This window comes from Pseudomonas sp. Pme6b (genome assembly GCF_058129925.1).
The window spans coordinates 904,142-923,783 of sequence record NZ_CM176704.1 but is presented as its reverse complement, the minus strand read 5'-3'; the positions used below and the strand labels follow the sequence as shown (position 1 = coordinate 923,783).

At 58.8% G+C, this 19,642-nt stretch carries 16 protein-coding genes and 1 pseudogene; 16 read left to right on the top strand and 1 reads right to left on the bottom strand.

The window, feature by feature from the left end; all coding sequences use genetic code 11:
• Nucleotides 1–63: 63 nt before the first annotated feature.
• A pseudogene (locus AC4ANE_RS04125) lies at nucleotides 64–1,469 on the bottom strand (TolC family outer membrane protein).
• Nucleotides 1,470–1,657: 188 nt separating this feature from the next.
• On the opposite strand from AC4ANE_RS04125, the gene AC4ANE_RS04120 reads away from it, so the two are divergent.
• The 16 genes from AC4ANE_RS04120 to AC4ANE_RS04045 all read left to right on the top strand — a co-directional run bounded on the left by AC4ANE_RS04120 (nucleotide 1,658) and on the right by AC4ANE_RS04045 (nucleotide 19,632).
• Nucleotides 1,658–2,287: a DUF1780 domain-containing protein gene (locus AC4ANE_RS04120; protein WP_002553210.1), complete on the top strand. Its 630-nt coding sequence runs from the start codon at nucleotides 1,658–1,660 to the stop codon at nucleotides 2,285–2,287.
• The gene (locus AC4ANE_RS04115; RefSeq protein ID WP_002553209.1) at nucleotides 2,284–2,817 is read left to right on the top strand and encodes an MOSC domain-containing protein; all 534 of its coding nucleotides are present in this window, start codon (nucleotides 2,284–2,286) and stop codon (nucleotides 2,815–2,817) included. The genes AC4ANE_RS04120 and AC4ANE_RS04115 overlap by 4 nt, the downstream gene beginning before the upstream one ends.
• Nucleotides 2,818–3,034: 217 nt before the next feature.
• Nucleotides 3,035–4,333: an NAD(P)/FAD-dependent oxidoreductase gene (locus AC4ANE_RS04110; RefSeq protein ID WP_031596292.1), complete on the top strand. Its 1,299-nt coding sequence runs from the start codon at nucleotides 3,035–3,037 to the stop codon at nucleotides 4,331–4,333.
• Nucleotides 4,334–4,723: 390 nt separating this feature from the next.
• Entirely contained in the window at nucleotides 4,724–5,941 is a 1,218-nt protein-coding gene (locus tag AC4ANE_RS04105) for a methyl-accepting chemotaxis protein (RefSeq protein ID WP_002553207.1), read from the top strand.
• A gap of 9 nt (nucleotides 5,942–5,950) precedes the next feature.
• Nucleotides 5,951–6,319: a response regulator gene (locus AC4ANE_RS04100; protein ID WP_002553206.1), complete on the top strand. Its 369-nt coding sequence runs from the start codon at nucleotides 5,951–5,953 to the stop codon at nucleotides 6,317–6,319.
• 23 nt (nucleotides 6,320–6,342) lie between these two features.
• Nucleotides 6,343–6,633, top strand: coding sequence for an STAS domain-containing protein (locus AC4ANE_RS04095; RefSeq protein ID WP_002553205.1), 291 nt, complete (start codon nucleotides 6,343–6,345; stop codon nucleotides 6,631–6,633).
• 46 nt (nucleotides 6,634–6,679) lie between these two features.
• Nucleotides 6,680–8,782: a chemotaxis protein CheA gene (locus AC4ANE_RS04090; protein WP_002553204.1), complete on the top strand. Its 2,103-nt coding sequence runs from the start codon at nucleotides 6,680–6,682 to the stop codon at nucleotides 8,780–8,782.
• Nucleotides 8,783–8,812: 30 nt separating this feature from the next.
• Nucleotides 8,813–10,468: a methyl-accepting chemotaxis protein gene (locus AC4ANE_RS04085; protein ID WP_002553203.1), complete on the top strand. Its 1,656-nt coding sequence runs from the start codon at nucleotides 8,813–8,815 to the stop codon at nucleotides 10,466–10,468.
• Nucleotides 10,469–10,518: 50 nt separating this feature from the next.
• Complete coding sequence (locus tag AC4ANE_RS04080) at nucleotides 10,519–11,058, top strand: chemotaxis protein CheW (protein ID WP_002553202.1); 540 nt, start codon at nucleotides 10,519–10,521, stop codon at nucleotides 11,056–11,058.
• A 9-nt stretch (nucleotides 11,059–11,067) separates the two neighbouring features.
• Complete coding sequence (locus tag AC4ANE_RS04075; RefSeq protein ID WP_031596285.1) at nucleotides 11,068–11,877, top strand: CheR family methyltransferase; 810 nt, start codon at nucleotides 11,068–11,070, stop codon at nucleotides 11,875–11,877.
• Entirely contained in the window at nucleotides 11,874–12,407 is a 534-nt protein-coding gene (cheD, locus tag AC4ANE_RS04070) for a chemoreceptor glutamine deamidase CheD (RefSeq protein WP_002553200.1), read from the top strand. The genes AC4ANE_RS04075 and cheD overlap by 4 nt, the downstream gene beginning before the upstream one ends.
• Nucleotides 12,370–13,446, top strand: coding sequence for a protein-glutamate methylesterase/protein-glutamine glutaminase (locus AC4ANE_RS04065; RefSeq protein ID WP_005732319.1), 1,077 nt, complete (start codon nucleotides 12,370–12,372; stop codon nucleotides 13,444–13,446). The genes cheD and AC4ANE_RS04065 overlap by 38 nt, the downstream gene beginning before the upstream one ends.
• A gap of 199 nt (nucleotides 13,447–13,645) precedes the next feature.
• On the top strand, nucleotides 13,646–15,379 hold the full coding sequence (locus AC4ANE_RS04060; RefSeq protein WP_002553198.1) for a DEAD/DEAH box helicase: 1,734 nt from the start codon (nucleotides 13,646–13,648) through the stop codon (nucleotides 15,377–15,379).
• Nucleotides 15,376–17,358 carry a 3'-5' exonuclease gene (locus AC4ANE_RS04055; RefSeq protein ID WP_002553197.1) on the top strand — a complete coding sequence of 661 codons (1,983 nt, stop codon included), beginning with the start codon at nucleotides 15,376–15,378 and terminating at the stop codon, nucleotides 17,356–17,358. The genes AC4ANE_RS04060 and AC4ANE_RS04055 overlap by 4 nt, the downstream gene beginning before the upstream one ends.
• 57 nt (nucleotides 17,359–17,415) lie before the next feature.
• The gene (locus AC4ANE_RS04050; RefSeq protein WP_002553196.1) at nucleotides 17,416–18,429 is read left to right on the top strand and encodes a LacI family DNA-binding transcriptional regulator; all 1,014 of its coding nucleotides are present in this window, start codon (nucleotides 17,416–17,418) and stop codon (nucleotides 18,427–18,429) included.
• Between the two features lie 258 nt (nucleotides 18,430–18,687).
• A complete protein-coding gene (locus AC4ANE_RS04045) occupies nucleotides 18,688–19,632 on the top strand; it encodes a substrate-binding domain-containing protein (protein ID WP_002553195.1) in 945 nt (314 codons plus the stop codon).
• Nucleotides 19,633–19,642: the final 10 nt, after the last annotated feature.

Sequence of the window (19,642 nt, the reverse complement as noted above, 5' to 3'; positions counted from 1 at the left end):
CACACTTTTAGAATTTAATGTACCCGGATTGCAACTATTCAGCTACGCACTCAAAAAATGCATCTAAAGACCCGGCGGTAAAAAGTCCTTGGCCGGGTCGTAGTCCTGCTTTAGATAGATCGCCAGCGCCCTAAGATCATCAGGGCTCAGCGTACCCGCTGCCTGTTTAAGCTTGAGGTTGTCGAGAATGTAGTCATACCGGGCATTGTTGTAATCACGAACTGCGGCATACAACTGACGCTGGGCATTGAGCACGTCAGCGATGTTGCGCGATCCCACATCAACGCCGACCTGATTGGCTTCCACGGATTTCTGACCGGAAACGATGCTTTGGCGTCGGGCTGCAATCTGCTCTATGCCCGTATTGATGCCGCGAAACGCATTACGCGTATTCAGCACCACTTCGCGGCGGCGGTCTTCCTGTTCGTCCTGGCTCTGATAAAGACGCTCGGTGGACTCCTTGATCTGGGAGTTGGTCATTCCGCCCGAGTAAAGAGGGATATTGAGTTCAATGCCGATGCTACTTTGGGCAACATTGTCGCGATAGCCGTTAGCACCGAAGTCAGTCGGGTTGCTGTAGCCAAAGCTGTCGTTATCACCTTTGCGATAAGAAGCAACAGCGTCAACCGTGGGGGCATGCCCGGCCTTACGCTGATTAAGCGTTTGCTCGGCAGCACTGACTGCACGCTCGCTGGCTTGCAGCTCAAGATTCTGTCGCACGGCAACGTCGACCCAGGCTCGGGGGTCATTGGGTACGGGAGCCTCAACCGGCATCTGGTGCCTCATGCCTGCAATTGACGTGTAGCTGTGCTTGGTCAGGCGCTCCAGCGCTTCATAGGCATCATCCACTTTTCGCTGAACCAATTGGCGGTTGGCGCGAGCATTGTCATAAGCCGCTTGGGCGTCATACACGTCCGTGATGCTTGAAGCACCGTCGTCCAGTCGGCCCTGAGCCTGATCGCGCTGGCGTAACAGCGCAGCCTCTTCTGCCTGGGCGGCTGCGAACGCGTCCAATTGGCGCAGCGTTTCAAAGTAGGCTTGAGCAGCGGTCAGCAGCAGGTTCTGCTCTTTGGCGGAGAGTTCAAGCTCCGCCTGATCCACGCTCGATTGCGCAGCCTTCAATTGAAACCAGCGATCTATGCGGAACAACGGCTGACTGAGATTCGCACGAAACGTTGTGCCGCTTCGCTCACGGCTTAAGGAAGGCTCGTCCCGCTCCAGACGGGTGACTTCAGACGTTGCCCCGGCGGTGAGATTCGGCAGCAGGCCTGCCCGAGCCTGAGGCACTGCTTCGCGTTGCGCGTTGTAGGCATGACGCGCGGCAGACAATTGCGCATCGTTAAGTGATGCTGCCTGATAAACACTCAGTAAATCAGCATGCTGCTTAGCTTGCTCTCGAGCGAACACAGTTCGCCGCACGCACAGGCGCAGGTCAGGATCACCAGAACGAGCGGGGAAAAAGGATTCATCTAGGTTCCATGCGAAAAGAACTCCTGAGTGCCATTAAATTGGCTTGTCATGAGTTCGGCGCAAACGAAGAAAGCTTTAGTCGGCTGAAAGGTTTTTTCGCTGACGCTCGAGGTCCGAGCGAAAAACTCCCGAAAACACCTCAGTCTTTGTTTATCACCTTCACATTTGGGCGGTAAGCTAGTGCCCTATGGATGACTCAGACTACCTGCGCCTGTTGACGATCCAGGCCGAACAAGCCAACGCCTTTCTTTCCAATGCGCGGAAGTGGGAGCGTGAGCGTTGGGTTTGTCAGCGCCTGTTGCAGGGGCTGAACATTGCGCATCGCAATGAGGACTTCACGCCGGCCACTGAGGAGCCGCCGGATGTGCTGTTTCGTGACGGGCGTTTCGAGGTGTTTTTTGTGCTCGATGAGGGCCGTCGTCTCAATGATGAGTGGCGCGAGGAGCTGGCGCGACGACGTAGCGCTTTTTCGTTGAGCCAACTGGTACGTCGGGAAGCCAAGCCTAAACGGATTCCTGCCTCTGAACTGCTGCACCGACTCGCCCCTACCCTGCGCAAGAAATCCACCAATTATCGCGAACGCGGCATTGACCTGGGCGGGCTGGATATCATCGCCTTCGCCAGCCTCAAGCGCGAGGTGCTGGACCTCAACAGTCACTTTCCGCCACCGACCGAGTACCTGCGTCAGGGCTGGCGTTCGTTGTCGCTGGTGGGGCCGACCTTTGCTCGGGTATTGTTCGCGCATCCGGGCGCTCCGGATTTTCTGCGTACCAACCTGGGGCGCAGTGTCGTTTTCGATGTTGGAATCAGTTTATGAGCCCCTTGCAGGAACTGCTGGCCGATGTGCCTCAACAAGGCCGTGTGCGCTGGATTGGTGTGCGTCCGGAGTCGCGGGTCGAGATGATCGAACTGGACGCGGTGGAAGCGCGGCGCGAAGCGGGGCTGACCGGCGATCATTCGCGACCTGGCCCGCGCAATGCACGGCAGGTGACGTTGATCCAGTGGGAGCATCTGGCGGTGGTCGGCTCATTGCTGAACCGCTCTGCGGATAACCCCATCGTGCCGCAGGACTTGCGGCGCAATCTGGTGATCAGCGGCATCAATCTGTTCAGCCTGAAAAACCGACGCTTTCGCATCGGCCAGGCGATTTTTGAAACCACTGGCTGGTGCCAGCCTTGTGCGCGGCTGGAACAGCGCCTTGGTCGCGGAACCTTTCAGGCGGTGCGTGGGCATGGCGGAATCACTGCGCGAGTGTTACAAAGCGGCATCATCCGCCTGGACGATGTGTTGCAGGTCGAGCCGCTGGAAATCACTGATCCCTGGCCCCCTGCCCGTCAGCACGCTTGAGACAACGCATAAATTGAGCAGCCACCTGAACCCGGAACCGCAAAGGTGTGTCGAAGAGTACCTTCAGGCAAACCGGCATCCAGTCGAGCGCAGGTCGCTCCTGATCCCGGTGTTGCCGTGATGAACCCATTTATCGAGCCTTCTGACGCTATGAGCTGCCTTGCGCTCGCGAAGATCAGGCTCCCCGCGAATTCCTTAAACCTTCCGAGTAATCCTTATGACGCATCGTATTGTTATCGTTGGCGGCGGCGCAGGCGGTCTGGAGCTGGCGACCAGCCTGGGTAAAACCCTGGGCAAGAAAGGCACGGCCAGTGTCACGCTGGTCGACGCCAACCTGACGCATATCTGGAAACCGCTGTTGCACGAGGTCGCGGCGGGTTCTCTCAACTCGTATGAAGACGAGCTGAACTACGTGGCTCAGGCCAAGTGGAACCACTTTCAGTTCCAGCTCGGGCGTATGACCGGGCTGGATCGCGCCAGTCGCCAGATTCACCTGGCCGAGACGCTGGATGAAAACGGTGCCGAACTGGTTCCGGCACGCAGCCTGGGTTACGACTCGCTGGTCATCGCCGTGGGCAGCACCACCAACGACTTCGGCACCACGGGCGCGGCGGAACATTGCCTGTTTCTCGACAGCCGCAAACAGGCCGAGCGTTTCCATCAGCAACTGCTCAACCACTATCTGCGTGCTCACGCAGGTCAGGCTGACAGTGCTCAGGAAATCACCGTGGCCATCGTTGGCGCAGGTGCGACGGGTGTTGAACTGGCGGCAGAACTGCACAACGCGGCGCACGAGTTGGCGGCTTACGGGCTGGGCCAGATCAAGCCGGAAAACCTGCGCATTACCGTGATCGAAGCCGGGCCTCGGGTGCTGCCTGCATTACCAGAGCGTATCGGCGCGCCGGTGCACAAGACACTGGAAAAACTTGGCGTGACGGTGCTGACCAATGCCGCGGTGAGCGAAGTGACCGCCGACGGCTTGATCACGGCCAGCGGGCAGGTCATTCCGGCCAGTTTGAAAGTCTGGGCGGCAGGTATTCGTGCCCCGGCGTTTCTGCATGAGCTGGATGGGCTGGAGAGCAACCGGATCAATCAGTTGCAAGTGCTGCCGACGCTGCAAACCACCCGTGACGAGAATATTTTCGCCTTCGGTGACTGCGCCGCCTGCCCGCAAAAAGGCACCGACCGCAACGTCCCGCCACGCGCTCAGGCTGCTCATCAGCAGGCGTCGTTGCTGGCAAAATCGCTGCGCCTGCGGATCGAAGGCAAGACCTTGCCGGAGTACACCTACAAGGACTACGGATCGCTGATCTCGCTGTCGAGCTTCTCGGCAGTCGGCAATCTGATGGGTAACCTGATGGGCAGCGTAATGCTTGAAGGCTGGCTGGCGCGGATGTTCTATGTGTCGCTGTATCGCATGCACCAGATGGCGCTGTACGGCACCTTCCGCACCCTGATGCTGATGCTGGGCAGCAAGATCGGCAAAGGCACCGAGCCACGGATGAAGCTGCACTAAGGCCCGCCAGCCGAGAGGCGTGCGGGAACACACCATCGTGCCCATGCTTCGCGTGGGCATGCCCTTCTGGACGCTCTGCGTCCTCTCTTGAAGTGACCTGTGCAGCGCAGAACTTGCGACGCAGAGCGTCATGAAATTCATTCCCACGCTGGAGCGTGAGGAACGAGAGGCGTGCGGGGAGAACACTATCGTCATGCCGCTCTGGACGCTCTTGAGTGCATCTCGCTCTACGCTGACTTGCAGTGCCCTGAATACCCGCTATTTTTAATCTGACCGGGCTCTGCGCGATGCGATCGGACGGAAGGCGCTCGTACAGGTATCAAGTTCGTCTGCACCGCGCAGATAACCATTGAGTCGTGTACAACGCTGCACTGTTCAGGGATCGAACCCATGATGTCGAATCATTCCAGCAGTAATCCTGCGCAAAACCGTCCACGTTTCATCTGGTTTTCTCTGATTCCCGTCATACCTGCCGCTGCCTGGATCCTCACGCAATCCGGGACGAGTACGACCAATCTGGTCGCTTGCGCAGCACTGCTCGCTATCGGTCTGGGTGCCTGTGCACTGGCTGCCCGCACCCAACAGAACGACGTGCATCGGGCTGTTGCTCAAGCTCTGGACCATCACCAGGCACATAACGCTCAAACCAGCGCCATGGCCTCCCATGCCCAGCTCAACGAAGTCTTTCTCGGTGCCATGCCGATCTGGGCCAAGCAGGTCGAAAGCTCGCGCCAGCAAACCGAAACCGCCATTGTCGAGCTGAGCAGCCGCTTCATGGGAATTTCCGAACGCCTGCAGGAAACCGTGCAGGCCTCGCAACACGCTGCCGGTGAGCTGGACGGTCAGAATGCCGATGGCGCTCTGAAAGTCCTGTCCCAGAGTGACAGCGAGCTGAGCCAGGTGATTGACTCCCTTAAAGCCACCCAAGCCAGCCGCGACCAGACGCTCTCTCAGGTTCGCAGCCTGACCGCCTACACAGGCGAGTTGCGCACCATGGCCGCGGACGTCGCAGCGATTGCTGCACAGACCAACCTGCTGGCCCTTAACGCCGCGATTGAAGCGGCGCGCGCAGGTGAAGCCGGCCGTGGTTTTGCCGTGGTCGCCGACGCGGTGCGCAGCCTGTCGAGCAAGTCCAGCGAAACCGGTCAGCAGATGTCGGCCAAGGTCGACATCATCAACAATGCCATCACGCAACTGGTGCAGGCCGCCTCCAGCGGTGCTGATCAGGACAGCCATTCGGTGGCAGCTTCCGAGCAAAGCATCCAGAACGTCCTGGAGCGTTTCCAGAGCATTACCGGTCGCCTGGCCGAATCCGCCGACCTGCTCAAGCAGGAAAGCTACGGTATTCGCGACGAAATGACCGAAGTCCTTGTGAACCTGCAGTTTCAGGACCGGGTCAGCCAGATTCTCGCTCACGTACGCGACAACATCGACTCTTTGCACGCGCATCTGTTGCAAGCCAGCCAGTCTCCCGATGAGGCCGTCGTCATCGACGCCCGGCAATGGCTGGCGCGCATGGAGTCCACCTACGCGACCGACGAGCAACGCCGCACTCACCGCGGCGAATCGGCAGCACAGCAGAATTCGCAGGAAATCACGTTTTTCTAGGAGTAGATCATGGCTAAGAGTGTATTGGTGGTCGACGATTCAAGCAGTGTCCGGCAGGTTGTCGGCATCGCGCTGAAAAGTGCCGGATACGACGTTATCGAGGCCTGCGATGGCAAAGATGCACTGGGCAAGCTGACCGGGCAGAAAGTGCACCTGATCATCAGCGACGTGAACATGCCAAACATGGATGGCATCACGTTCGTCAAGGAAGTGAAGAAGCTGGCCAGTTACAAGTTCACGCCGATCATCATGCTGACCACCGAGTCCCAGGAATCGAAAAAGGCTGAAGGTCAGGCGGCAGGTGCCAAGGCGTGGGTCGTCAAACCGTTCCAGCCAGCGCAAATGCTCGCAGCGGTTTCCAAGCTGATCCTGCCCTGAGATCAAGGGCCATGGAGGCCAGCATGCCAACCCCAGACGACAATCAGGCTGACGCCACCCGCGTGCAGATCGACGGCGAGCTGACGATCTACACCGTGACCGAACTCGCCGCCCGTTTGCTGCCAAAGATCACTGGTGCGGCGCGAGTGGAAGTCGACTTGTCGCAAGTTACCGAGATGGACGGTGCCGGCCTGCAATTGCTGGCAGTCATCCAGCGCGAAGCCGGCAAGACCGGGACCTCGCTGCGCATGACCGGGCAAAGCAAGGCAGTCACCGAAACCTTCGAGTTATGTAATCCCGGTGTCGTGCTGTAGCGCGTCCATTTGCATTATTGCCGAGTGATCGATCAAGGAAGTCATCGTGAGTATTAATCTCGATCAGGCACAGCAGACGTTCATTGTTGAAGCGTGTGAGCTTTTGCAGGCCATGGAGGAATCCCTCCTGCAACTCGAAAGCGAACCCGGCGATCAGGACGCGATTGGCGCAGTGTTCCGCGCAGCGCACACCATCAAGGGGTCTGCCGGGCTATTCGGGCTGACGCCTATCGTCAGCTTTACCCACATCGTTGAAGACGTGCTCGACCGCCTGCGTGAAGGCAGCGTGTCGGTGGACGCCGGGCTGATCGCGGTGTTGCTCAAGTCCGGCGATCACATGCTTGAATTGATCGATGTAGTAGCCAGCCGTGGCCAGCCATTGCAGCCGCCCGCTCTGGAACGCGAAGCGGCGCTGCGTCAGGCGTTACAGGTCTATCAGGCACCAGGCAATGCCCAACCTGCTGACGAGGCGCGAGCGCCGAGTGTGATCGATGAACAGCCTGCCGAAGTGCTATGGCATATCTCGCTGCGCTTTGGCGTGGATGTGTTTCGCAACGGCATGGACCCGCTATCGTTCCTGCGTTACCTCAATACCCTGGGGCAAATGGTTCAGGTCACCACCGTCACCGACAGCATCCCGGCGTTGGAAGCGTGGGACCCGGAATCCTGCCACCTGGGCTTCGAGATAGATTTTCGCTCGGCTGCCGGGCATGCCGCGATAAACGAAGTGTTCGACTTCGTGCGGGAAGACTGCGCTGTTGAAATCACCCCGGTGAACGAGACGCCAGACCACGTCGAGCCTACCGGCACCGAACTGGTCTCGCAAACCGAACACAGCCCAGCGGTTGCCAGCGGCGAACTGCTGGGTGACCAGCGTGCCGTGCCGCGTGCGCCTGCTGCGGCAACAGCTGTAGAGCGCCCTTCTTCGGCCAGCGAGCAGAAAAACAAGGACGGTCGTTATGTGCGCGTCAATGCCGACAAGCTTGATGAGCTGATCAATCTGGTCGGCGAACTGGTCATCGCTAGCGCCGGGGCCAGCCTGCTGGCCCGTTCGTGCGACAACGACCCGCTTCAGGAAGCCAGCTCGACCGTGTCGGGGCTGGTCGAGCAAATTCTGGATGGCGCGCTGCACCTGCGCATGATCCCCATCGGCGATACCTTCAATCGTTTTCGCCGCGTAGTACGTGATGTCAGTCAGGAACTGGGCAAGGACATCGACCTGATTATAAACGGTGCGGAAACCGAACTGGACAAAACCGTTGTCGAGAAGATCGGCGACCCGCTCATGCACCTGCTGCGCAATTCCATGGACCACGGCATCGAAAGCGCCGAAGCGCGTCGCGCGGCAGGCAAACCGGCAAAAGGTCATTTGAGCCTTAATGCGTACCACGACTCCGGCAGCATCGTCATTGAAATTGCCGACGACGGTGCGGGCCTGAACCGCGAGCGGATCCTCGACAAGGCCCAGCAGCGCGGGCTGGTGGCAGCTGGCGCAAGCCTCACCGATCAGGAGATCTACAACCTGATCTTCGAGCCCGGCTTTTCTACCGCCGAGGCCGTCACCAACCTGTCAGGGCGTGGTGTCGGCATGGATGTGGTGAAACGCAATATCACCTTGCTGCGCGGCACTGTGGACCTGGACAGCCAGCCCGGTCAGGGCACCATCGTGCGTATCCGCCTGCCGCTGACGCTGGCGATCATCAACGGTTTTCTGGTCGGTATCGATCAGTCGACTTACGTCATCCCGCTGGACATGGTTCAGGAATGCATCGAGCTGGACGAACAGAATCGTCACCTGACCCGCGACAGCGGTTACCTCGACCTGCGTGGCGAAGTGTTGCCGCTGGTCTACCTGCGTGATCACTTCAATCATGAAGGCCCGGCTGCACGGCGCCAGAACGTGGTGGTGGTGCGCTACGCCGAACACAAGGCCGGGTTGGTGGTAGATGACCTGCTCGGCGAGTTCCAGACCGTTATCAAACCGCTGGGCAAGCTGTTCGGCGCACTGCGCGGCATCAGCGGCTCGACGATTCTGGGCAGCGGTGCGGTGGCGTTGATTCTCGACATACCGGCCTTGCTCAACCAGATCGTCCAAATGGAAGCCCGCTCGACCCAGGTACCTCAAGCCCTATTGCCCACCTCTCGCTGACGGATTCGCAATTCCCAAGGAGTTACTTCAATGAAATGGTTTTACGATCTGAAGATTTCCACCAAGCTGATTACCTCGTTCCTGGTGGTTCTGGCGTTGACCGCGGCCATGGGAGTCTTTGCCATTATCCAGCTGGGCCAGGTCAACCAGGCCGCCCAGGACATCAAGGAAAACTGGATGCCGTCCATTCGCGCGGCGTCGGGCATGCGCTTTTACGCAGCCAACTTCCGGCTGAAGGAAAACCGCCACATTGCCGCCGACTCTGCCCAGGAAAAGGCGCAGATGGAGCTTGAAGCAGCAGAAGCGCGCAAACAGTTTGAAACGCGGCTGGCCACTTACGACAAGCTGATCGTCAGCGATCAGGACCGGCAGATGTTCAGTGCCGTGAGTACCTCTTGGTCCGCCTATCTGAAAGTCAGCGACAATCTGTTCGCTCTCTCCCGGCAGGGCCAGGAGGCCGAAGCGCGTGCCTTGCTGCGCGGCGAGTCCAAACTGCACTTCGACGAAGTCACCAACCAGTTGCAAAAGATGGTCGAGCTCAATGACGCCGGGGCGACTGCCGCTGGCGACAAAGGCACGAGCCTGTACGAAAGCGCGCGTATCTCGATCATTGCCGTGCTGGTTGCAGCCTTGCTGGTCGGTCTGGGTCTGGCGCTGTTCATTGCACGGATTATTTCTCGCCCATTGAAAGAGGCAGCGACTGCCGCCGAGCAACTGGCCGAGGGCAACCTGAACGCCCACATCGGGCACGGTTCCAAGGACGAAACCGGTATGGTGCTGAACGCCATGCGCAACATGGTCGGCAAGCTGTCACACATTATCGGCGAAGTGCGTAACGCCGCCGACAACCTGGCCAGCGCTTCGGAAGAAGTCAGCGCCACTGCGCAATCAATGAGCCAGGCCACCAGCGAACAGGCGGCCAGCGTCGAAGAGACCAGCGCGTCGGTCGAGCAGATGAGCGCCAGCATCAACCAGAACACCGAGAACGCCAAAGTCACCGATGGCATGGCCAGCAAGGCTGCCAAGGAAGCGACTGACGGCGGCGAATCGGTGCAGCAGACCGTCGTGGCGATGAAGAAAATCGCCCAACGCATCAGCATCATCGACGACATCGCTTACCAGACCAATCTGCTTGCCCTCAACGCGGCCATCGAAGCAGCCCGTGCGGGCGAACATGGCAAGGGCTTCGCGGTAGTGGCCGCCGAGGTGCGCAAGCTGGCTGAACGCAGCCAGGTCGCGGCTCAGGAGATTGGCGAGCTGTCGTCAAGCAGTGTGGAAATGGCCGAAAAGGCTGGCAAGCTGCTGGACGAAATGGTGCCGTCGATCAACAAGACGTCAGACCTTGTGCAGGAAATCAGCGCGGCGTCAGAGGAACAGGCTGCCGGTGTGGCGCAAATCAACACCGCCATGACCCAGCTCAATCAGGTCACCCAGCAGAACGCTTCAAGCAGCGAAGAACTGGCCGCCACCGCTGAAGAGATGAGCAGTCAGGCCGAACAGCTGCAACAGGCCATGAGCTTCTTCACCCTCGATGCATCGCCAAGGGCCGTCGCACAAGGCAGCCCTGTCGACGGCCGCAGCAGCCCGAACCGCCAGCCCCCGCGCCCACCGCAACAGGCTCCGCGCAAGGCGTTTGCGCAAAGCATGGCGGGCGCCCCGGACGAATCGGAATTCACTCGTTTCTGATGACTGGCTGCTGATTGCCGGCCTCGATAGCGATTCACAGGGAGAACGACATGGGCTCATTGGTCACGACTCGACAGACTGCCACGGCGGTCGAGGAAGAGGCGCAGTACCTGACTTTCATGCTCGGTGGCGAGATGTTCGCCATCGGCATTCTGGGCATCAAGGAAATCATCGAATACGGCAGCCTGACGGTGGTGCCGATGATGCCCGCCTTCGTGCGCGGGGTGATCAACCTGCGCGGTGCTGTAGTGCCCGTGGTTGATCTGTCGGCGCGCTTCGGGCGACAGAACTCGGACATCACCCGGCGCTCGTGCGTCATCATCATCGAGGCCAGCAGCGAGGACGGCCAACCGCAGGACATCGGCCTGCTGGTCGATAACGTCTCGGCGGTGCTGGAAATACCGGCCTCGCAGATCGAACCGCCACCGAACTTCGGTGCGCGCATTCGTGCCGACTTTATCAGCGGCATGGCCAAGGTCGACGGCAAGTTCGTCATTGTCCTTGAGGTCGATCGGGTGTTGTCTATCGATGAAATGTCCAGCCTCGCCGAAGCAAGTCAGTCGCTGCCTTCCGACGCCGACGCGACGTGAGGCCTGCACATGCCTGATACAGCGTCGCTCACCGATCGCGAATTCGGCCAGTTCCAGAACTGGCTGTACAGCGCTGCGGGCATCAAACTGACGCTGGCCAAGAAAGCGCTGGTCGCCGGCCGTCTGTTCAAGCGTCTCAAGCATTACGAGCTGGACAACTATGGCGAGTATTTCAAGCTGATCATGAACGATCAGCGCAACGGCGAGCTGCAAGTGGCGCTGGACCTGCTGACCACCAACGAAACGTACTTCTTTCGCGAACCCAAGCATTTTGATTTTCTGCGCCAGCAGGTGCTGCCCAAGGTAGCGCCGGGCAAGGTATTCAGGGTCTGGAGCGCCGCCAGTTCATCTGGCGAAGAGCCTTACAGCCTGGCAATGACGCTGGCGGAACAACTGGGCACCACGCCCTGGGAAGTGATCGGCTCGGACATCAGCACCCGCGTGCTAAGCAAGGCGCGCAGTGGGCATTACCCCATGGAACGCACCGAAACCCTGCCCCAACCGTTGTTGTTCAAATATTGCCTGAAGGGCGTTGGCCGTCAGGAAGGCACGTTTCTGATCGACAAATCGCTGCGCAGCCGGGTCAGCTTCGTGCAGGTCAACCTCAACGAGACCCTGCCCGATCTGGGTGAGTTCGACGTGATCTTTCTGCGCAACGTGATGATCTATTTCGATCAGGAAACCAAGAGCAAAGTCGTGGCGCGTTTATTACCGCGCCTCAAGTCCGGGGGGTATTTCATCATCAGTCATTCGGAAAGCCTCAACGGCATAAACGACACGCTGAAACTTGTCTCCCCTTCGATATACCGCAAGCCATGATCAAGCCCGTCGGCGTGGCCGAAATAGTCCTGGCTCCCGGCGAAGTGGTCTTCGAGACCCGGCCTGCGCGCTTGCGCACATTGTTGGGCTCGTGCGTAGCAATCACGTTCTGGCACCCGTGGCGGCGTATCGGTGGTATGTGCCACTTCATGCTGCCAGGACGTATTCGCAAGGGTCAGCCACTGGACGGCAAATACGCTGATGAAGCGATGGAGATGCTGATTAGCCATGCGCTGGCCAGCGGGACGCTTCCGGAGGAATATCAGGTCAAGCTGTTTGGCGGCGGCGAGATGTTTCCGGCGCAGCGCCACGACCAGCAGATGCACAACGTCGCAGATCGCAACATCAATGCGGCGCTGAAGCTGGCCGACCGGCATCGCCTGAAGCTGATGGCTCAGGACCTGGGCAGCACCGGTCATCGCAACATCATCTTCGACCTGTGGAACGGAAACGTATGGGTCAGGCACCAACCAATGGAAGCAATCGAAAAAGATGCCAAACAAAAAAATCAGCGTATTGCTGGTCGATGATTCGGCCGTCGTTCGCCAGGTACTCGTGGCCATTCTCAACGACACCCCCGATATTCATGTCATGGGCGCGGCGTCGGACCCGATATTCGCCATGGCCAAGCTGGCTCAGGAATGGCCGGACGTCATCGTGCTGGACGTGGAAATGCCCCGCATGGACGGCATCACCTTTCTCAAGAAGATCATGAGCGAACGGCCGACGCCAGTGGTGATCTGCTCGTCGCTGACCCAGAAAGGCGCAGAAACTTCGTTGCAGGCGCTGTCTGCCGGGGCGGTGGAAATCATCACCAAACCTACCACCGGCCTGAAGAACTTCCTCATTGATTCAGCCGCCGAGCTGGTCGCGGCAGTCCGCGCAGCGGCGAACTCCAACGTTAAAAACCTTGGCAAGCGCACGGCTCCGCCCGTTCTGGCCCCGGCAAGCAAACTCACCGCAGACGCCATTTTGCCTGCTGCCAACGGCCATGCCATGGCGCATACCACTGAACGCATTGTGGCCATCGGCACCTCGACCGGTGGCACCCAGGCACTGGAAGCGGTGCTGACGGCCCTGCCCCGCGTCTGTCCCGGCATGGTCATCGTCCAGCACATGCCGGAAAAATTCACCGCATCGTTCGCCGAACGCCTGAACAGTCTGAGTCAGATCGAGGTGCGCGAGGCCAGAAACAACGACCGCATCCTGCCCGGCCTCGCGTTGATCGCCCCCGGCGGCAAACACATGATGGTCACGCGCAGCGGCGCCTACTACCACGTCCAGGTCATCGACGGCCCGCTGGTCAACCGCCATCGTCCTTCGGTGGACGTGCTGTTTCGTTCGGTGGCCAAATTCGCCGGCAAGAACGCCACCGGCATCATCATGACCGGCATGGGCGACGACGGCGCACGCGGTTTAAAGGAGATGCTTGATGCCGGAAGCTCGACAGTGGCTCAGGATGAAGCCAGTTGCGTCGTATTCGGCATGCCCAAGGAAGCCATCAAACTGAATGCTGCGCAGAGGATCATGCCGCTGCAGGAAATTCATCAGGCGATATTGCACCGATGAGATTGGAGGAGCGCCCTGGCTTGGGAACATATCAAGGTCAGGTTCGCCCGCATCATCGTGAAGACAGGCCGCGCTTCGCCGGCGCCTCTGCCAGGCGGTTCGATACCGGCAAGGGATGTGCAGCGCCTGACTCCCATCCGCCACACATATTATGTAACACTGCCTGCCCACGCCCCGGTCGATAAGGATTTTCACCGCCATGCCTGGACAGCATCCGCTGATTCAAAAACTGTATGAGTTCGTTTATGCAGAGCAGGCTGCCAACCTGCAGAAACTGAACGAGGTATGGGAGCGCCCGCTGCCAGAGAAACTGCTGCAAGGCTGGACACAGGGCTTCGCCCGGCTGGAGCGCAGCGAAAAACCCGGGCAAATATGGGCCTACCTGGGCGAAAACGAGTCACGCTTTCGTGCTGGGGACTTGCTGCGCGTGCATCTGGGTAATGCTCAGGGTCCGCTGTTGTGTCAGGGCATGAAGTTTGAGAAGGAAGAGGACGACCGCTGGCTGCTCAGCTCGGACAGGGCGATGCTCATCTGGGAGAGCTATCAGGAAGGTGTCTGTTACGCAGACCCTGATGGTATGGACCTGACTCCGAAATACATTCAGGCCTTGCAAGACATCGAGATCGACGCACAGGGACACAATACAATATTGCCTTTGCTCGGCGATGCGCCCGATATCGGTTTCAACGACCCGGACGTCGAGTACGGCGAACAGATCGCACGCCAGGAAGGCTGCAACGATAAACAGGCTGAAGCCGTTGGCCTTGCCTTGGGCGCGGAGCAGATTGCCTGTATTCAAGGGCCACCGGGTACCGGCAAGACCCGAGCGCTGGCATTGATCGCTCAGTTGCTGGTTGCCAGGGGCGAACGGGTGTTCGTCACTTCGCATACTCATATGGCGATCAACAATGCCTTGAGCAAGATAGCTGCGCGCAATGTGCCGACGCTCAAGGTGGGCGGCCGCCGTGAAGACCTCGACGAGCATGTAGACCTGAAAACCGACCCCGCCAACTGGGAGGGCTTTCCTGAATCGGGTCAGGGTTATGTGATAGGTGCCACGCCTTTCGCCACATGCAGCTCGTTGTCCAGGTACAGTTTCGATACGGTCATCTTCGATGAGGCCAGTCAGATCACCGTGCCTCTCGCCCTGATGGCAATGCGCAAGGGCAAACGATTCATTTTTATCGGCGACCAGAAACAGCTGCCTCCTGTACTGCTTTCACGCTCGATTCTGTCCAAGGAATCCATGTCGGTGTTCGCACGTCTGACAGCTCAAGACACTGATCATACGGTGATGCTGGAAGAAACTTACCGGATGAATCGCTGGCTGACCGAATGGCCCAGCCAGATGTACTACGACGGGCAATTACGGGCCGCAGGTCGAAATACAGACCGTCGATTGCGGGCCAGTCCTGATGGGGCGGTCAGCGAAGCGCTTGATCCGCAAGCCTGCGCTGTTTTTATCGCAACGCAGGACTCAAAGGCTCGAAACCGCAACCCGGCAGACGCACAGTGCGTCGTTCAACTGTGCATTGAAGCGCACAGGCTGGGTCTGCCGCTGCACGAAATCGGCATCGTGACGCCTTACCGCGCTCAGGGGCGGACGATTCGCCAGGCGCTCGCAAAGCAGTTCGGTCGTCCAGCCGCGGACACAATAGTTGCTGACACCGTCGAGCGCATGCAGGGCCAGGAGCGCGAGCTGGTCATCCTGTCCCTGGCCAGCGGCGACGAGACATTTATCAGTGCCATTGGAGAGTTCTTTTTCCAGCCCCAGCGGCTGAACGTTTCTATTACTCGCGCCATGACCAAGCTGATCATTATCGGCCCGCAGCTGAAGCACGGAATTGTCTGCGCAAGCGAAGCTGCGCAGGTGTGGGCCGAACAATACCGACAGCTGATCAGCCAATGCCACAAGGTCGAGTTTGCGCAATGACCCTGTTCATACCTGAATGGCAACGCAGCAGCGGCTCGCAGCTTCAGTGCAAACGGGTGCTCAAGAAACTCGACGGTGATTACGTCGTTCGCAAATGTATCGCACAAGACACTTGGTCCCCGGACTTCTTCCTGCAACGCGGCGAGCTGGAATGGCTGGCATTGATGATCTGCGAGCTCCCGTTCGACACACTGGATCCAGGCCAGCTATTTGTGACTGCAGAGCAGACAGTTTTCAGTCAGATGCTGGAAAAACTGTCAGCGTTTGAGGCTCGGGCGAATATCCCTGCCCTCCGTAAGCTGGTCGTAATGTGGGGGTGCGATTCGGATCAGAGCAAAGCCTTGTGGACACGGCATTGCGAAGGCCGTGGAATATGGCTGATGTCGAAGAAGACCTTCATCGAGTCCGGTGCAGAGCAGTTGCCGAAGCTGCTCAAAGCCCTTTCCCAGAACGACAGACAAGCCATTATGGGCTATTACTTTCCCGAGGCCGAAGTAGCCGGGATCCGCACCACGCGCCGGCAGTTCGTCCGCGACAATAGCGCCCGGACCTCACGCTATTTTCTGGACACTCAGCAGGAATGGGCGAGCAAGCTTGATCTGGAGCTTCCTGACGAGCAGACAGAACTGGCAGGTGATTTTTCTGTGCGGCTGATAAATGGCGTAGCGGGCAGTGGCAAAACACTTATCGCTGCAAACCGAGCTTTTATCCTCGCAAGAAAATACCCCGATCAACACGTGCTCATGCTTATTCATAACGTGCCCGTGGTCAAAGATCTCAAGCATCGCCTGCAACGCGTACATGGTGAGATCCCGGCGAATCTCACCATCATCACCGCACTGGGCTGGATCTCAAAGCAGTGGCGCACACTGTTCAAAACGAACCCGAAAATGCCTGATTACAACAAGGAAGTCACAGGCCTCATCCAGTATTTTAGAGCCCTTGAACACCCCGACCTGAAGCCGGATAACGCGTTATTGCTCGATGAGTTCAACTTCATCAATGACTCTGTGGTAGCCGATGAGGCTGATTACCTGAAGGTCGAACGCGCAGGTCAGGGCTTTGCGTTGCGCAAAGAGGAACGGCAACAGGTCTGGGCGCTGTACGAGCGTGTAACCGCTGCGTTGCTGAAACAGTCAGGCCTGCGGTTATGGAGCGCTCTGCCCCGTGATTTGTGCCTGGCCAATCGTCCAGACAAGCTCGCCCCTTATCAGCACATTCTGGTGGACGAGGCTCAGTTCTTCGCGCCGTCGTGGTTTCAGTTGATCAAACTCACACTGGAAAAAACCGAGGGCACACTGTTTCTGTGTGCCGACCCTAATCAGGGTTTTCTGAAGAGTCGTCTTAGCTGGAAACGGGTCGGTCTTGATGTGGCAGGCAAGACCAAAAAGCTGCGCAAGTCCTATCGTACGACTCAGGCCATTCTGAGCGCAGCCAATCAGATGCTGGCTGGCATTACCCAGACCGATCCGGACGATTATCTACAGCCCGATTTCGAAGGCATGGACGCAGGCACACCTCCGCTTTTTGTCTTGTCACCTTCATCCCAGGATGCGGTTGCACAGGCCAGCAATGAGATTGCGGATCATCAGCAACGCTTCGAATTGGCGCTGTCGGGAATGTTGCTCTTGTACGGCAAGGGAGCTGACAAAACATTATTGATAAAAACGCTGAAGGCGCGTTTTGGCACAGACCGGATCTGGGACATGAACGACAAGAACTCAATGCCCACCCATGATGAAAGCCTGCGCATTGCCACTGTGGAGAGTGCTACCGGGCTTGAAGCCAACGTCGTGTTTCTGGTCGGTCTGGAAAAGCTGCTGGGGCGTACCGTTCAAAGCGGCAGCATCACCGAAGACGAGATTGAGCAGAATGCGCGAAAGCTCTACATGGCCATGACCCGCGCAGGTCAGCGCCTGGTCTTGATTTCGTCGACCCCCCTACCGGAAAAAATCGCCGGGCTGTTCAAGCACGCGTGAGAAGATACCTGCCTGCCCATTCACTACTTCGTTTTTCAGGCCACAAATCCGATCGCCATGACCAGACCCGTAACGCTTCAGGACGTCGCCAACCATGCAGGCCTTTCCAAGGCTGCGGTGTCGCGCTATCTGAACCAGAGCATCAGCCTGCCGCCGGAAACCGCGAAACGTATCGACACGGCGATCAAGGCGCTGGACTACCGGGGCAACAGTCTGGCCCGACGCCTGAGCAAAGGCGGCAGTGAAACCATCGGTCTGGTGCTGCCGGACATTGCCAACCCGTTTTTTGCCGAGCTGGCAGACGCGGCCGAGGAAGAGGCGTCCGCCAACGGGTATAACCTGGTGCTGTGTGTCACCCGCAACCTGCTTGAACGTGAAAGCACCTTTGTGCGCTGGCTGGATTCACGTAACGTCGATGGCTTGCTACTGGTCAGCAACCGTCCGGACGACGGCACGCTGGCCAGTCAGTTGGCGAGCTACCGCAATATCATTCTGCTCGACGAAGACGTTCCCGGCACGTCGCAGCCCAAAGTGTTCGCCGACAACCATCAGGGTGGTCGCCTGGCGACTGAGTATCTGATCCGCCATGGCCATCGACGCATCGCTCATGTGTCCGGGCCGTCGGCCTTGATGAGTGCCCGCGAGCGCTATGCCGGCTACCGGGAAGCGCTGACGCTGGCGGGCATCGCAGAGGTGCCGGAATGCCTGTGCTTTGGAGATTACAGCCGTGAGTTCGGGCGTATCGCAACCGCTCAGTTGCTCACCCTGCCCCACCCTCCGGAGGCGATTTTCGCCGCCAGTGACTTCATCGCTCTGGGCGTGCTCGATGTCCTGCGTGAGCGCAATATCAGCGTGCCCGGCGCCATGTCGCTGGTGGGGTTCGACGACGCCGTGTATGCCAGTCTGCTGACCCCACCGCTGTGTACCATCCGCCAGTCCTCCAGGGAGCTTGGCCGTCTCGGCGTAGCGCAATTGCTGCAGCGCATGGCGGGCGGCGACTGTACACAGGACGTCGTGCGCGTACCCGTAGAGTTGGTCTGCCGGGGCACGGTAGCAACTCGCAGTGACTGATTGCGGGGCAACCAGTAACACCCGGCCTTAAATCGGTGCACTGCCATCGGCATCCTGAAAAGCCGATGATTGCGGAAAACTTTGGCGCATCAAGGACGTACGGTGACTGGCCGACATCGTGAAAAAAATGGCACACAATCTGCTTTCTCCAGTTCTCAAACCTGAAGACAAAGCTCATTTGTCTTTTTTTTGAAACGATTGGTAAACCGGTTTACCGATCTGATTTGCCGCACCGGCAAACAGACTAGGAGGATGGCAATGCTGCGTTTTAGCAAGCGTTTCACCCTGACCCTCGGCGCTGTTCTGGCCTTGGCGTTGTCACCCATCATTCAGGCCCAGACCGGCAAACGTCTGGCTCTGGTACAGGTCAACCAGCAGGCGCTGTATTTCACCCAGATTACCCAGGGCGCACAGGCTGCGGCGAAAGCTGCCGGAGCAGAGCTGGTGGTGTTCAACGCCAACGACAATCCGTCAGCCCAGAACGACGCCATCGAGGCCTATATTCAGGACAAGGTCGACGCCATTCTGGTCTGCGCCATCGACGTCAACGGTATCAAACCTGCGGTCACCGCAGCTGCGCAGGCGGGAATCCCGGTGGTGGCAATCGACGCTGTGATTAATGGCGACAATGCCGTACAGGTCGGCGTGGATAACCGCGAGGCAGCCCGACAGATCGGCCAGTACACCGGCGAATACATCAACCGCGAACTGGCGGGCAAGGCCAGTATCGGCGTGGTCGGAGCCCTCGGCTCTTATGTACAGAATCTGCGTCTGGACGGTTTCCGCGAAGGCCTGGCAAAGACCGCCAGCCAGGCGAAGATCGTCAACACCGTAGACGGCAACAACGTACAGGACACCGCCCAGGCTGCCGCGGAGAACCTGCTGACCGCCAACCCTGAATTACAGATCATTTATGCCACTGGCGAACCCGCCTTGATTGGCTCGGTAGCAGCCAGCATGTCGCAGGGTGCGGGCGAACGGGTGAAGATTTTCGGTTGGGACCTGTCGTCTCAAGCGGTGCAAGGGCTCGATGACGGCTCGGTTGCCGTGGTGGTGCAACAGAACACTCAAGCCATGGGCAAGACGGCGGTGGAGTCGGCACTGGCGCTGTTGTCCGGAAAAACCGTGGCTCGCGAACAGAGTATTCCCGTCACGCTGGTGACCAAAGCCAACCTGGCCGCTTATCGCGCCGAGTTCAAATAAGAGGGCTCAG

Coding starts and splice junctions, on each gene's coding strand:
- AC4ANE_RS04120 (WP_002553210.1), top strand. CDS start 1,658: ATGGATGACTCAGACTACCTGCGCCTGTTGACGATCCAGGCCGAACAA.
- AC4ANE_RS04115 (WP_002553209.1), top strand. CDS start 2,284: ATGAGCCCCTTGCAGGAACTGCTGGCCGATGTGCCTCAACAAGGCCGT.
- AC4ANE_RS04110 (WP_031596292.1), top strand. CDS start 3,035: ATGACGCATCGTATTGTTATCGTTGGCGGCGGCGCAGGCGGTCTGGAG.
- AC4ANE_RS04105 (WP_002553207.1), top strand. CDS start 4,724: ATGATGTCGAATCATTCCAGCAGTAATCCTGCGCAAAACCGTCCACGT.
- AC4ANE_RS04100 (WP_002553206.1), top strand. CDS start 5,951: ATGGCTAAGAGTGTATTGGTGGTCGACGATTCAAGCAGTGTCCGGCAG.
- AC4ANE_RS04095 (WP_002553205.1), top strand. CDS start 6,343: ATGCCAACCCCAGACGACAATCAGGCTGACGCCACCCGCGTGCAGATC.
- AC4ANE_RS04085 (WP_002553203.1), top strand. CDS start 8,813: ATGAAATGGTTTTACGATCTGAAGATTTCCACCAAGCTGATTACCTCG.
- AC4ANE_RS04080 (WP_002553202.1), top strand. CDS start 10,519: ATGGGCTCATTGGTCACGACTCGACAGACTGCCACGGCGGTCGAGGAA.
- AC4ANE_RS04075 (WP_031596285.1), top strand. CDS start 11,068: ATGCCTGATACAGCGTCGCTCACCGATCGCGAATTCGGCCAGTTCCAG.
- cheD (WP_002553200.1), top strand. CDS start 11,874: ATGATCAAGCCCGTCGGCGTGGCCGAAATAGTCCTGGCTCCCGGCGAA.
- AC4ANE_RS04065 (WP_005732319.1), top strand. CDS start 12,370: ATGCCAAACAAAAAAATCAGCGTATTGCTGGTCGATGATTCGGCCGTC.
- AC4ANE_RS04060 (WP_002553198.1), top strand. CDS start 13,646: ATGCCTGGACAGCATCCGCTGATTCAAAAACTGTATGAGTTCGTTTAT.
- AC4ANE_RS04055 (WP_002553197.1), top strand. CDS start 15,376: ATGACCCTGTTCATACCTGAATGGCAACGCAGCAGCGGCTCGCAGCTT.
- AC4ANE_RS04050 (WP_002553196.1), top strand. CDS start 17,416: ATGACCAGACCCGTAACGCTTCAGGACGTCGCCAACCATGCAGGCCTT.
- AC4ANE_RS04045 (WP_002553195.1), top strand. CDS start 18,688: ATGCTGCGTTTTAGCAAGCGTTTCACCCTGACCCTCGGCGCTGTTCTG.